The organism is Hymenobacter psychrotolerans DSM 18569 (genome assembly GCF_900142395.1).
Classification (GTDB): Bacteria; Bacteroidota; Bacteroidia; order Cytophagales; family Hymenobacteraceae; genus Hymenobacter; species Hymenobacter psychrotolerans.
Genome location: NZ_FRAS01000003.1, coordinates 186107 through 198425 on the forward strand (window position 1 = coordinate 186107; position 12319 = coordinate 198425).

Consider the following 12319-nt stretch of genomic DNA (forward strand, 5'->3'; position numbering starts at 1 on the left):
GGGCTTAATGAAAAAGGCGGCTCCGGGTATCCGGAGCCGCCTTTTTTGTAAAACTGCTGTGCTGCTTGCTAGCGGCGGCGGCGCTTGCCGCCCTCGGCGGGCAGCAGCGTAACATTAACGGGCTGCGAGCCACGCGTGCGTACTTCCTGGTCCTGGTAGCCGCCGTAGCCGTACACCAGCGCGTTTTCGCCGGTCGGGACTTCCAGCGTGTAATTGCCGTTGGCATCGGTGCCGGTGCCTTTGCGCGAGCCTTTCACCAGCACGGTAGCACCCGCCAGCGGCCGGCCGTTTTCGTCCAGAATCCGGCCCGAAAGCGTGATGTTGGCCGGGGCCGCCGGAGCTTCCGGAGCCGCGGCAGCAGCCTCCTCTACTACCGGCTCTGCCGATGCCGTAAGTGACTCGATGGCGCTGCGGGTGGCCAGCTTGCCATCGACGGACGCACGAACAACCGGCTTGCTGGCCTTTTCAGCGGTGGGCTTGGCGGTTTTTTTCTCGGTAGTGGCCACCGGCGCGGCAGCGGCAGCTTCCTCGACGGGGCGGCTGCCCGTCACGCTGGCCTCGCCCAGCATAACGGAAGGCATTACGTACGTGATAACGCGCCGCCCGCCCGAGCCCGGCAGAAACATATAGCCCACAATAGCCAGTAGCAGCAGGGCTCCTACTACAATAGCCAGCCGGCTATTGCCGGACGAGAGTGAATCCTCTTCGTGCAACAACGCCTCGTTGTCGTTTGCTTCGGGTTCAGGGTGAGTATATTTTGAAGGCATGCGGTAAAAAGAAGAGGTGGGAGAATGAGTGGAACGACCCCGGAGTGAGCAGCAGGATTGGACAATATGCACGTCCGGCAGCAGCCAGGCTCAATATGGGTTGCTAAAGATATAGGATTAGTCCCATTCCATCCTAATTATCCAGCCTCTAACCTCATCTGTTGCTGCTGGTTGAGTTTTGCATCAACTACGGGCCCTTCTCCGGCCCCTCAACAAACAAAAAGCCCCGCTTCAGCTGAAGCGGGGCTGGCAATGCGGGTGCGGGTGCGGCACTAGTCCTGCACCGGGCGGGCGGGGCCACTGGGGGCATCTTCGCCGAATTTCTGCTCCCGGGTGCGGAGCTGGTGGTCCAGCTCTACGCTGCCCTCCGTCTCGAAGCCCGGGCCCTGCGACTGCTCGCCGGCGTCGTGGTGCTCGTTGGCACCGTAAGGTTCGGTGTCGCTGCCCCCGATGTGCAGGTTTTCGAGCTGGTCTTTCTGGTCGCTGCGCTGGGTGTAGCCGCCGGGGCCCTGGTTGCGGTGGGCGGTGGCATCGTCGGAGCTTTTCCCGTTGCTCTGGTCTGCTTTGAAGTCCTTCTCTTTCTCCAGCTGCTCGTTGTAGGCAGCCGGTTTGTCGTCGAGGACCTTGCTGTTTTCCTTGTCTTTATCGTTGAGGTCGTCTTTACCGAACAGGTTATCAAGTATCATGGCCGTGAGAATTAAAGGTGATGCAGGTTGCCTTTCTGCTTACGGTCAGACCGAAGCGGGGTTGTGCCACGCCTTCGGGGCGCCTTGCCCGGCCACCTGCCCTAACCTGCCGCCCGGCTGCCGGCGTATGAGGAGGCCGCCAGGCAGTGCCCGAACCGGCGCGGCATTTTCTGCTCACCTTTGCAACGTTTGCCCGCCGGCCGGGTTTTGTCTGCTCTGCTTCTCTCTGCTATGCATCTGGTTATTATCGGCAATGGTATTACGGGCGTCAGCTGCGCGCTGGCCGTGCGCCGCCTGCGCCCCAAGGCCCGCATCACGCTGGTATCCGACGAGACGCCGCACCACTATTCCCGCACGGCCCTGATGTACGTGTACATGGGCCACCTGCGCCCCCAGGACATCAAGCCCTATGGCGACTGGTTCTGGCCCGAAAACCGCCTGGAGCTGGTGCACGCTACCGCCACGGCCCTCGACACGGCCCGCAAAACAGTAGCTCTGAGCAACGGCCCGCACCTCGCCTACGACCAGCTGCTGCTGGCTACCGGCTCCGTCAGCCGCACTTTCGACTGGCCCGGCCAGCACCTGACCGGCGTGCAAAGCCTGTATTCCCTCCCCGACCTGGAGCAGATGCACCGCCATACGCACGGTATTAGGCACGCCGTAGTGGTGGGCGGCGGCCTGATTGGGATTGAGCTGGCCGAAATGCTGCACTCCCGTGGCATTGCCGTAACGATGCTCGTGCGCGACGCCCACTACTGGGGCGCCGTGCTACCGCCGGCAGAAGCCGAACTAGTAGATCTGCAGCTGCGGCAGCACCAGATTGAGGTACGTTACCGCACCGGCCTGGCCGAAATAGTAGGCGACGCTGATGGCCGCGTGCGGGCCGTACGCACCAGCACCGGCGAGGAAATCGAGTGCCAGTGGGTGGGGCTGGCTACCGGCGTCGCGCCCAACCTGGGCCTGGCCGCCACCTGCCCTGCCCTTGCAACCGACCGGGGCATTCTGGTAGACGAGTACCTGCAAACCAGCGCGCCCGACGTGTATGCCGCCGGCGACTGTGCCCAACTCCGGCAGCCAGCCGCTGGCGAAGTGCCCATCGAGCAGCTCTGGTACACGGGCCGGATGCAGGGCGAAACGGTGGCCCATACCATCTGCGGGCAGCCCACCCGCTACCGCCGCGGGCCGTGGTTCAACTCGGCCAAGTTCTTTCAGCTTGAGTACCAGACCTACGGCCGCGTGCCCGCCATACTGGAGCTTGGGGAGGAGTCGTGCTACTGGCAGCACCCCAATGCCCGGCAGGCCCTGCGCATCAATTTCCGGCCCGCGCAGAACCACGCCGTGACGGGTGTGAATGCCATGGGCATCCGGCAGCGCCACGAGGTATGGGAAGGCTGGCTGCGGACCGGCACCCCGGTGCAGGAAGTGTTGCGCCAGCTGGGCAAAGCCAACTTCGACCCCGAATTTTTCCGCCGCCACGAGGCCGATATTATCCGCTCCTTCACGCAGCAGCTCGCGGCCCTCCGCACAACGCACTGAAACCCTTGGCGCCTCTGCGCTGCATTACAGGCAGCTAACCGGCTGTTGCGGCCCGCTGCCTTTCTGCCGATTCCTTCGTACTTCATCATTCCTACTCCCGTGGATTTCTCCAAACTCTACCGCCCCAGCGCCCTCAACAGCTTCCAGTTCATTGCCGTGACGGGCCTGATTATGAGTGCCGGCGCCCACCTGATTCTGCACTTCTTTGCCAACCGCACACTGCCGGGCTACAACTGGCTTTATGTGTGCTGGGCGGCGCTGTACGTGGTTGGCTCTCTGATGAACCTGTTCGGAAAGCCGGATGAAGGCCACCATCACCACCATCATTAATCCGGCTTGCCGCGTTTTCTCCAGTGCCTGCTGCGGTTCCTGATCAAACCGTAGAAAAAGCAGTTTTGGGCAGTTGCTGTTACACAACCTATGGATTTTTCCTCCGACCTGACCCTGTCCCGCCCACCGGTTCCCGAAACCTCGGCCACCGAAAAGACACTGCTTACGGCCGTGGGGCTAGGGCTGCTGGCGCTGCTGACCGTGGCCTTCGACGCCGACGCCGGCCGGGCCCGCCTGAGCTTCTGGCTGGGGCTGCTGCTGCTAAGTGGCGGCACGCTGGGCTGGGCCTGGTACAAGTTTGGGCGCCAGCCGGCCGGGGTGCAGCACAACAACCTGTGGCTGCGCGGCAGCACCAGCCGCGGGTCCGTGGCCTGGCTGACGGCTGTGGTCCTCACCGGGTTCTACGTGGTGCTCTACTGGTTCAGCAACGACGATGGGCAGGGCAATTTCGGCCCGCTCAATCAGCTGGTGCACGCCCTCGAACCGGCCAGCCAGGCCCTGCGCCACCGCCCCTCCGACCAGTGGTTTCTCTATGGCACGTTCTACACGCTGGCCGTGCTGGTGATGGGCGGCCGGGCGCTGTGGAAGTATCGCCACTCGCCGTATCAGCGCATCCGCACGGTGTCGGTAATGTTCTTTCAGCTCGGGGTTGCGTTTTTGCTACCGGGGCTGCTGCTGGCGTTTCAGAAGCCCGAATACTACTTCTCCTACTTCTGGCCGCTAAAATACGAGTACCTGTTTCCGGGCACCGTAGACTACCTATTGAAGGACGGCGGGCCGGGCCTGGGTGTGTTTCTGGTGTTCTGGAGCGCCGTTATGTCGCTGGTAGCCACGCCGGTACTCACTTACTTCTTCGGAAAGCGCTGGTACTGCTCGTGGGTGTGCGGCTGCGGTGGCCTGGCCGAAACCGCAGGCGACCCATACCGCCACCTCTCCGACAAAAGCCGCACGGCCTGGCGCTGGGAAGTGCGCATCATCTACCCCATTCTGGCTTTCATTGTGCTGCTCACGGCGCTGCTGTGGCTGGGGGCTTCGGGGGCCGTGCCGGCCCTGCAGCCCATCACAGAGCCATTGGCGAAGGCCTATGGCTTTGCTATCGGGGCGGTGTTTTCGGGCGTAGTTGGGGTGGGCTTCTACCCGCTGATGGGTAACCGGGTGTGGTGCCGCTTCGGGTGCCCGATGGCGGCCTATCTGGGGCTGCTGCAGAAACACTTTTCGCGGTTCCGCATCAGCACCAACGGCGGGCAGTGCATTAGCTGCGGCAACTGCTCCAACGTCTGCGAAATGGGCATCGACGTAAAGCAATACGCGCAGCGCGGTGAGCCCATCATCCGGGCTTCCTGCGTGGGCTGCGGGCTGTGCTCCACGGCCTGCCCGCGCGGCGTGCTCAACCTCGAAAATGGTCCGCGCGAAGGCCGCTACCAGGTCAGTCAGCTGATTCACGCCGACTCGCTACGGATTCTGAACTAGTCAGTGACGCTCTTATTTTATCAGTATAATTCCCTGAATATCTACTACAACTACCGCTTGAAGTCGAGCAGGCCTTTAGGCTCCAGCCACGGTGTGAGCGTTGCGTAGCTGAACAGGTAGTCGGTTTCCGGCTGCAGCGCCTCCAGCACGTGCGGGAAGCCAAAATCGTAGTAGAGCGTGAGGCCGAAGGACGTGAGGGCGAAGTCGTAGAAGCGCGGGTCGTCGCCGTCGAGCTGGGCCGTGCGGGTGCTGTCGTTCCAGTGGAGGCGGCGCTTCACTTCGGCCAGCATAGGCGCGTCTAGCTGCGCGTATTCGGCGGGCAGCTTGCTGATGTGGTCGGCCACGCGGCGGTTAATGGACTCCTGCCAGCGCTGGCGCAGCGCCAGCGTATCGGCCAGCAGGTCGCGCACTTCCAGCAGGCGGCCGGTCCGCAGCTCAAACGTGGCATGGCGCGTCACGGAAGAAGCATAGTTTCCCAGGAAGTTTGAGGTCAGCTCCACCGACAGCAGGCCCCGTTCGTTGTAGAGCACCTCGTAGCGGCACCCGATAAAGCCCTTCCGGTCCCGCTCGGCGTACTCGGCCAGCGCCTGCTGAATGCCGGTGAGGGCTGTCAGGGGCAGCGGCACCACCTGCAGGTCTTCGCCCAGGGCTGCATCCACCAGTTCGGTGTTGATGCGGGCCGCCACTGCTGCATCGGGCAGCTGCACCTGCGGCACCGTGAAGCGCCCTTCCAGCGTGTCACCTACGCTCAGGATGGTGGCCTGCGTAACGGCCGGAACTGTAGCTTTAGCCTTGGCCGGCTTGGGCCGCGCCGCAGCCTTGCGGGGAGCTGCTTTGGCAGGCGCCGGGCGCTGTGCGTGCACGGTAATAGAACTCAGAAGAAGCACCGGCAGCAGCCAGCGCAGGGAAAGGGCACGCATACGAAACAACGGAAAAGGCCCGCAAACTTACGGCTGAGTTTTCATTCGCGCACTGCGCAGGCCTGCTGCCACGCCGCCCCGGCTCTACTGCAGGAAGGCCAGCAGCGCCTTCCGGAACTCGGCCGGCGCCTCTAGGTGCGGTATGTGCCCCACGCCGGCCAGCGGAACCAGTTTGGCTCCTTTTATCTGCGCGGCGGTGCGGCGCCCCAGCTCCGGATACTGGCCCATAGAGGCCAGCACTTTCGGGTCTTTGATGAGGCCTTTGCCCACTACCGTGCGGTCGTCCTGCCCGATGATGAGCAGCGTGGGCGCCTGCACCCGGCTGAACTCGTAACTCACGGGCTGCTGATAAATCATGTCGAAGGTGAGGGCATTGGCGCGGGCCACTTTCGGGAAATCGGGGTGGCGGGTCTGGGCGGCCAAGGGCAGCAGCCATTCATCATGGGCCTTGGGGTAGCCGTGCGGGTAATAGGTGGCGTGGTATTTCCGGATGCTGGCCTCGGTGCTTTTGCGCTCCGTCGCTTCGGCCTGGTCTACGCTCTGAAACGGCACGCCCACGCGGTAATCCTCCAGCCCGATGGGGTTTTCGAGTACCAGCTTCTCGGTGGCTTCGGGGTAGAGCAGCGCGAAGCGGGTGGCCAGCATGCCGCCCATGCTATGCCCCACGATGGTAGCCTGTTTTACGTCCAGCGTATCGAGCAGGCGTTTGGTGTTGCGGGCCAGTTGGTGAAAGGAATAATGCAGATCCGGCTTATCGGACTTGCCGAAGCCAATCTGGTCGGGCACCACTACCCGGAAACCGGCCGCCGTAAGGGCTTTGATGGTCTCACGCCAGTACGCCCCGAAGAAGTTTTTGCCGTGCAGCAGCACCACGGTGCGGCCGTTGGCCCTGGCAGCGGCCGGCACGTCCATGTACGCCATGCGCAGCTCCTGGTCTTCCAGCTTCAAAGGCAGCTGCCGCACCGGAAATGGGTAGTTGTAGCCGTCGAGAGTGGCGTTCAGCGAGTTGGGCGCGGTTTGGGCGAAGCCGGGATGCATGAGCAGCACTAGGCTCAGCAGCAGAAGCAAGCGGGACATAGAAGATAGGTTGAGGAATAAACCTGTACGGAAAACAGGATATTTGTAGCTACAAGCGGAATCCTGGCACCGTAAGCTCAGCCGCCTTTGCGGTCTGCATTCTGCTTGAGCAGCAGTTCAATCGTGCGCGTATCTTCGTCGCTCCAGACGACAGTTCGCACTTCATCGAGGCCCAACACCGTATGCCCGTCGGCCTCACCATACTGGGTATACACTTCTACCAGCAGCTCATCCTCCGTCAGACGCACGATATAGCCATATATGTCATGCTCGCCGTGGGTTTCAAGCAGCACCAGTTGCCGTACATCCTGTGCCTTTTGCAGGAGCACCGGCACCGTCAGATACTGTGCATCAAGCCCATCGGGGGCGGCTGGCAAACCATACACCGTTTCGGGGTTATGTTCTTTGAACTCTATCAGCCGCATGTATTTGTCGTCGAAGTGCACCTTCGAAACAGAATCGAGGCTGATGGTGCGCACTCCGGTTAGCAGTCCTTGCCGCGTGATGGTGCGCAGCAGCAGCAACTCCGGGTTGAAGCTGAGCACATACCCCAAAAACATAGAGCTGCCCGACTGAAGCGCCACAATGCGCCGGCTGCGCTGGGCACGCTGCAGCATATCTGCCAATAATGCTCCCGTAACTCGTCTAATGAATGCCCAAAGATAGCCGTTAAGCAGAACGCAGCCAGCATGGAAACAGTCCACACCGTTCCGCATTGAAACTTCTCGTACTAGCTTCTGTAGCTGCCTATGTACACGCAACAGGAAACCAACGCCTATAAGTTGTTAGAAAACCCTAATGCAGATGAACGTGGCATCGGCAACCCGACACAACCGTGCATCTTTGTAGCTAATGGTTCTTCTTTGCCCTCCAACGCAGGCGGCTGCGTGCCGCACCTGCCATGCTGATTGACGTTATTATCCCTGCCTTCAACGAGGAGCAGTCTATTGCCAAAGTGCTGGCTGAAATTCCGGCCGGACTGGTGCGCGAAGTCATTGTGGTGGACAACAACTCCACGGACCGCACCGGCGAAGTAGCGCGGGCGGCCGGCGCCACGGTGCTGCGCGAGCCCCGCCCCGGCTACGGCCACGCCTGCCTAGCCGGTATGGCGCATAGCTTCGCCCGGCCCGCCGCCGAGCAGGCTGATATCATCGTGTTTCTGGACGGCGACTATTCCGACTACCCCGAGGAAATGCCGCTGCTGCTGTCACCCATTCTGCGCGGCGAGGCCGACATGGTTATTGGCTCGCGGGCCCTGGGCCAGCGCGAAGCCGGCTCCATGATGCCCCAGCAGATTTTCGGCAACTGGCTGGCTACTACCCTGCTGCGGCGCCTCTACGGTGCGCACTTCACCGACCTGGGCCCGTTCCGGGCAATCCGGCGGGAAGCCCTGCAACGTATTGGCATGGCCGACACCACGTACGGCTGGACGGTGGAAATGCAACTCAAAGCCGCTAAGCTGAAACTGCGCAATACTGAGGTGCCGGTGCGCTACCGCCGCCGCATCGGAACCAGCAAGGTATCGGGCACGGTGCGCGGCACACTGGGCGCGGGCTACAAGATTCTGTGGACCATTTTCCGCTATCTGTAGAGGCGCCTTGATCAGAGAGCGGGCACCGGCGCAGCCCTTATTTTTGCCTGCTCACTTTCTCCTGATTCGCACGCTCACTACGCCCCCTACGCGGGCCCAGCATCTTCTCACGCTCCCTGAATGCTCTTCCTCGAAATCACGCTGCTGGCACTTTACGGGCTATGCCTGGCCTTTGTGCTGGGCTTCAGTCTGACCCAGTTTCAGCTGACGCGGCTGGCCCGGCAGGCTTACCGGCGCGGCCTGCCGCCCGAGCCTGCGCCCCCGGCTTTCTGGCCCCGCGTGACCGTGCAACTGCCACTTTACAACGAAGTATTTGTAGCTGAACGACTGATAGATGCCTGCGCTGCTCTCAACTACCCCCTGAACCTGCTACACGTGCAGGTGCTGGACGACTCTACCGATGAAACCGTGGCCCTGGTGGCGGCCCGCGTGGCGCACTACCGCGCCCTGGGCGTGCACATCGACCAGGTGCGCCGGCCCGACCGGCAGGGCTATAAAGCCGGGGCGCTGCGCTACGGATTGGAGCACACAGATGGGGAGTTGATTGCCATTTTCGACGCCGATTTTGTGCCGGAGCCGGACTTTCTGTTGCGGACGGTGCCGTATTTCCAAGACGCTGGGCTGGGCGTGGTACAGACGCGCTGGGGCCATCTAAACGAGGAGTACTCGCTGCTGACTGAGCTGCAGGCCTTTGGGCTGAACGCGCACTTTCACGTGGAGCAGGTAGGACGCACGGCCGGCGGGCATTTCATTAATTTCAACGGGACGGGCGGCGTGTGGCGGCGCACCTGCATCGAGGACGCCGGCGGCTGGCACACCGACACGCTTACCGAAGACCTGGACCTGAGCTACCGCGCCCAGCTGCGGGGCTGGCGCTTCCATTACCTGCCGCACGTGGTGGCGCCCGCCGAGCTGCCCGCCACCCTTGATGCCCTGAAGTCGCAGCAGTTTCGCTGGACCAAGGGCGCGGCCGAAACCGCCCGCAAGCACCTGCGCACCGTGCTGCGCTCCTCCGAAAGCCTGGCCACCAAGCTGCACGCCACGTTTCATCTGCTCAACAGCACGGTGTTCGTGGCCATTCTGCTGATGGCGCTGGTGAGTGTGCCCCTGGTGTTCGTGCGCGCCGATTTGCCGGAGCTGAAGCCAGTGCTCCGGGTGGCCTCGGTGTTTCTGCTGGCTTTCGTGCCGCTCATCTACTACTATTTCACAGCGTGGCGCCTCGACAAGCCCACGGCCCCGGTCTGGCGTTTCGTGCCGCAGTTTCTGCTGTTTCTATCGGTATCTATGGGGCTGACGCTGCACAACGCACGGGCCGTGCTGCTGGGCTATAGCGGACGGCAGTCGGCCTTTATCCGGACGCCCAAGCTGGGACTGGTGCGGCGCCAGGGCCGCTGGCAGGGCCGCCGCTACCGTACCGGCGACCTGCTCGACGGCCTCACGCTCACGGAGGGGCTGCTGGCGCTGTACTTCGCATTTGGTATCGGGGCGGGCCTGTATTTCGGCGACTGGGGCCTGATTCCGTTCCACCTGATGCTGACTGTCGGCTATGGCCTGATTTTCATGTATTCGGTCCGGCACCGGAAGTAACGCTACTCCTATGCCTCAGCCCGTTTCCTCATGGCGACTTGTGCACCTGCCGGCCCTGCTGCTCTCGGGGGCGGCGTATATTGGGCTGGCATACTGCACTCCGCGGGCAGAGTTTGGGCAGCTGGCCGGGCTGTTTGGGGTGGCGTTTGGGCTGTATTGGCTGCTGCTGCAAACGAAGCTGCCGCTACGCACGGGGCTGCTGGCAGCGCTGCTGCTGCGGCTGCTGTGGCTGCCGGCCCTCCCCGCCCTCTCCGACGATTACCACCGTTTCCGCTGGGACGGGCTGCTCGTGGCCGCAGGCGTCAACCCCTACCAGTACCGGCCCGATGAGCTGGCAGCCGTAGCGAAAGAACTCCGCGGCGCCTCCGCAGAAACGGCAGCCCGGCAGCTTGCGCCTCAGCGGCAGCAGCTGGAAACGCTCTACCCCAAGCTCAACTCCCCGCATTACTACTCTGTGTATCCGCCGGTGTGCCAGGCGGTATTCGGGTTGGCATCGGGGCTGTTTCCGGCTTCGGAGCAGTGCGCGGTGCTGCTGATGCGGCTGGTGCTGCTGCTGGCCGAAGCGGCTACTGCCGGGCTGCTGCTGGCCCTGCTGCGCCGGTTTGAGCTGCCGCCGCACCGCGCCCTGTGGTATCTGCTCAATCCGCTCGTGGTTGTGGAGCTGACCGGCAATCTGCACTTCGAGGCGCTGGTGGTGACATTTCTGCTGCTGGCGCTGTGGCTGCTGGTGCGTGGCCGCTGGCCAGGGGCCGCGGGGGGGCTGGCCCTGGCTATCGGCACGAAGCTGCTGCCGCTGCTGGTGCTGCCGCTGCTGCTTCGGCGGCTTAGCTGGCGGCGGTTTCTGGCGGTTTCGGCGCTTACCGGTATGGTAGTCGTGCTGCTGTTCCTGCCCTTGGTGTCGGCGGAGCTGGCGCGCAACATCGGGCGCAGCCTCGACCTGTATTTCCGCAGCTTCGAATTCAACGCCAGCCTCTACTATCTGCTGCGGGCGGCCGGCTACTGGCTTACGGGCTACAACCAGATTGCCCGCATCGGGCCGGCGCTGGCCCTGACGTTTATAGTGGTTATTGGTGGGCTACTGCTGGGTGAAAAGCGCCCGAGCTGGGTGTCTCTGCCCCGCACTTTGCTGCTGCTGCTCACGGCGTACTACTTGCTGGCTACCGTGGTGCATCCGTGGTACCTGACGCCGCTGCTGGCGCTGAGCGTGTTCACCCGCTACCGCTACCTGCTGGTTTGGTCGGGGCTGGCGGTGCTCTCCTACGCCGCCTACCAAACCACAGCCTACACCGAAAACCCATGGCTGCTGGCGCTGGAATACGGCGGCGTACTGCTGGCGTTGGTGTGGGACTGGCGCCGCCGCGCCAGCCGTCTTCCTGACGCTGCCACCTGACGCTCAGGGCTGTGCCGGCGTGGCAGCCGGCGCGGGGTGGCTCCAGTAGGCGTAGCGGCTGAGCTTGCGCAGACGCAGATTCCGGCCGTCCCAGGTCGCCTGCCGCAGCAGCACATTCGGGTATTTCCGGGCAAACCAGTAGGTGCTTTCCTTGCCTTCCCCCAGACGCACGCGCACTTGCCAGGCAGCCTCCGCCGTGTCGGCTGCAGCAGCGGGCCCGACACTCACTGTGGCGTGGTATATGGCAGGCGCGGCCGCTTTGCTGGTCTGCTGCAGCTCACACACGGCCACCTGAAAAGTTAGCCCATCGTGGAAGCGGAGGCTGCGGAGCGTGTAGGGCAGCGCGTCCTCAAACAGCAGGTCGCGGCGCAGGTGGCGCTGGCCGGCCCCCTGCCCGTCCCAATACGAGTTGTAGGTTTCCGTATACTGCTGCCCGTCGTCCAGAAACGCCTTGAACGTGGTGCCGCACCATTCCTGCGACGAAGTGGTGAGCTTGTGCAGCCTGAGGGGGCTTTCGCGCCGGAAAAACAGGGAAGTCAGGAAATGATACGGGTACTGCTCAGTAGGAATCCGGCAGAACTGATTCACTTTCATCACCGAAAACAGATCCGGCCGCTGGTAGTCATCGGTCTTGACCTGATACTGCTGGTTGAACTCTTCCTTCACCGTCAACTGCACATACTCGAAGCGCCGCGCCTGGCTGTATATCACCCGCTCGGCGTCATACACGGCTACTTCCGCCAGTCCGTCTTCCCACAGCTTGTCCATGGCCCAGTGCGGGTTGAAGTGCGGCTCCAGCCGGTGCAGCGCCTTAGATACGGGCACTACACCGGCTGGCTTCTTCTGGTCAGAACCGGGAGTTGAGCAGGCCGTTAGCAGTGCGGTCAGGCAGCCGCCTAGCAGCAGGCGTACAACGGGGGCAGGCATGGTGGAAGAGAGTAGTTGGGGGCGCCAATAATACGCCC

At 62.9% G+C, this 12319-nt stretch carries 12 protein-coding genes; 6 read left to right on the plus strand and 6 right to left on the minus strand.

The window, feature by feature from the left end:
- Positions 1 to 68 precede the first annotated feature (68 nt).
- Entirely contained in the window at positions 69 to 767 is a 699-nt protein-coding gene (locus BUE15_RS05225) for a carboxypeptidase-like regulatory domain-containing protein (RefSeq protein WP_073281812.1), read from the minus strand.
- A gap of 272 nt (positions 768 to 1039) precedes the next feature.
- Complete coding sequence (locus tag BUE15_RS05230) at positions 1040 to 1453, minus strand: hypothetical protein (protein WP_139252137.1); 414 nt, start codon at positions 1451 to 1453, stop codon at positions 1040 to 1042.
- Positions 1454 to 1684: 231 nt separating this feature from the next.
- Here BUE15_RS05230 and BUE15_RS05235 point away from each other — a divergent pair, with 231 nt between their 5' ends.
- From BUE15_RS05235 to BUE15_RS05245, 3 genes are all read left to right on the plus strand, one after another.
- Complete coding sequence (locus tag BUE15_RS05235) at positions 1685 to 2989, plus strand: NAD(P)/FAD-dependent oxidoreductase (RefSeq protein ID WP_073281814.1); 1305 nt, start codon at positions 1685 to 1687, stop codon at positions 2987 to 2989.
- Positions 2990 to 3034: 45 nt separating this feature from the next.
- Positions 3035 to 3319, plus strand: coding sequence for a hypothetical protein (locus tag BUE15_RS05240; RefSeq protein WP_084548839.1), 285 nt, complete (start codon positions 3035 to 3037; stop codon positions 3317 to 3319).
- Between the two features lie 90 nt (positions 3320 to 3409).
- Positions 3410 to 4789: a 4Fe-4S binding protein gene (locus BUE15_RS05245; RefSeq protein ID WP_073281816.1), complete on the plus strand. Its 1380-nt coding sequence runs from the start codon at positions 3410 to 3412 to the stop codon at positions 4787 to 4789.
- A 50-nt stretch (positions 4790 to 4839) separates the two neighbouring features.
- Here the strand turns inward: BUE15_RS05245 and BUE15_RS05250 are convergent, their stop codons facing one another.
- The 3 genes from BUE15_RS05250 to BUE15_RS05260 all read right to left on the minus strand — a co-directional run bounded on the left by BUE15_RS05250 (position 4840) and on the right by BUE15_RS05260 (position 7403).
- Positions 4840 to 5709, minus strand: coding sequence for a hypothetical protein (locus BUE15_RS05250; RefSeq protein WP_073281818.1), 870 nt, complete (start codon positions 5707 to 5709; stop codon positions 4840 to 4842).
- A gap of 84 nt (positions 5710 to 5793) precedes the next feature.
- Positions 5794 to 6786, minus strand: a complete 993-nt coding sequence (locus BUE15_RS05255; RefSeq protein WP_073281820.1) for an alpha/beta fold hydrolase — start codon at positions 6784 to 6786, stop codon at positions 5794 to 5796.
- A 77-nt stretch (positions 6787 to 6863) separates the two neighbouring features.
- Positions 6864 to 7403: a hypothetical protein gene (locus BUE15_RS05260; protein ID WP_073281822.1), complete on the minus strand. Its 540-nt coding sequence runs from the start codon at positions 7401 to 7403 to the stop codon at positions 6864 to 6866.
- Between the two features lie 284 nt (positions 7404 to 7687).
- Between BUE15_RS05260 and BUE15_RS05265 the strand changes: the two genes are divergently transcribed.
- From BUE15_RS05265 to BUE15_RS05275, 3 genes are all read left to right on the plus strand, one after another.
- Positions 7688 to 8377 carry a glycosyltransferase family 2 protein gene (locus BUE15_RS05265; protein ID WP_073281824.1) on the plus strand — a complete coding sequence of 230 codons (690 nt, stop codon included), beginning with the start codon at positions 7688 to 7690 and terminating at the stop codon, positions 8375 to 8377.
- A gap of 120 nt (positions 8378 to 8497) precedes the next feature.
- Positions 8498 to 9964 (plus strand): cellulose synthase family protein, encoded by a 1467-nt coding sequence (locus BUE15_RS05270; RefSeq protein ID WP_073281827.1) that lies wholly within the window; start codon positions 8498 to 8500, stop codon positions 9962 to 9964.
- Positions 9965 to 9974: 10 nt separating this feature from the next.
- On the plus strand, positions 9975 to 11354 hold the full coding sequence (locus BUE15_RS05275; protein WP_073281829.1) for an MptA/MptB family glycosyltransferase: 1380 nt from the start codon (positions 9975 to 9977) through the stop codon (positions 11352 to 11354).
- A 3-nt stretch (positions 11355 to 11357) separates the two neighbouring features.
- Here the strand turns inward: BUE15_RS05275 and BUE15_RS05280 are convergent, their stop codons facing one another.
- The gene (locus BUE15_RS05280) at positions 11358 to 12281 is read right to left on the minus strand and encodes a hypothetical protein (RefSeq protein WP_073281831.1); all 924 of its coding nucleotides are present in this window, start codon (positions 12279 to 12281) and stop codon (positions 11358 to 11360) included.
- Between the last annotated feature and the right edge of the window lie 38 nt (positions 12282 to 12319).

Bases quoted from the DNA above. Each gene is read 5' to 3' on its own strand.
- BUE15_RS05225 (WP_073281812.1), bottom strand. From the start codon at position 767: ATGCCTTCAAAATATACTCACCCTGAACCCGAAGCAAACGACAACGAG.
- BUE15_RS05230 (WP_139252137.1), bottom strand. From the start codon at position 1,453: ATGATACTTGATAACCTGTTCGGTAAAGACGACCTCAACGATAAAGAC.
- BUE15_RS05235 (WP_073281814.1), top strand. From the start codon at position 1,685: ATGCATCTGGTTATTATCGGCAATGGTATTACGGGCGTCAGCTGCGCG.
- BUE15_RS05245 (WP_073281816.1), top strand. From the start codon at position 3,410: ATGGATTTTTCCTCCGACCTGACCCTGTCCCGCCCACCGGTTCCCGAA.
- BUE15_RS05250 (WP_073281818.1), bottom strand. From the start codon at position 5,709: ATGCGTGCCCTTTCCCTGCGCTGGCTGCTGCCGGTGCTTCTTCTGAGT.
- BUE15_RS05255 (WP_073281820.1), bottom strand. From the start codon at position 6,786: ATGTCCCGCTTGCTTCTGCTGCTGAGCCTAGTGCTGCTCATGCATCCC.
- BUE15_RS05260 (WP_073281822.1), bottom strand. From the start codon at position 7,403: ATGCTGCAGCGTGCCCAGCGCAGCCGGCGCATTGTGGCGCTTCAGTCG.
- BUE15_RS05265 (WP_073281824.1), top strand. From the start codon at position 7,688: ATGCTGATTGACGTTATTATCCCTGCCTTCAACGAGGAGCAGTCTATT.
- BUE15_RS05270 (WP_073281827.1), top strand. From the start codon at position 8,498: ATGCTCTTCCTCGAAATCACGCTGCTGGCACTTTACGGGCTATGCCTG.
- BUE15_RS05275 (WP_073281829.1), top strand. From the start codon at position 9,975: ATGCCTCAGCCCGTTTCCTCATGGCGACTTGTGCACCTGCCGGCCCTG.
- BUE15_RS05280 (WP_073281831.1), bottom strand. From the start codon at position 12,281: ATGCCTGCCCCCGTTGTACGCCTGCTGCTAGGCGGCTGCCTGACCGCA.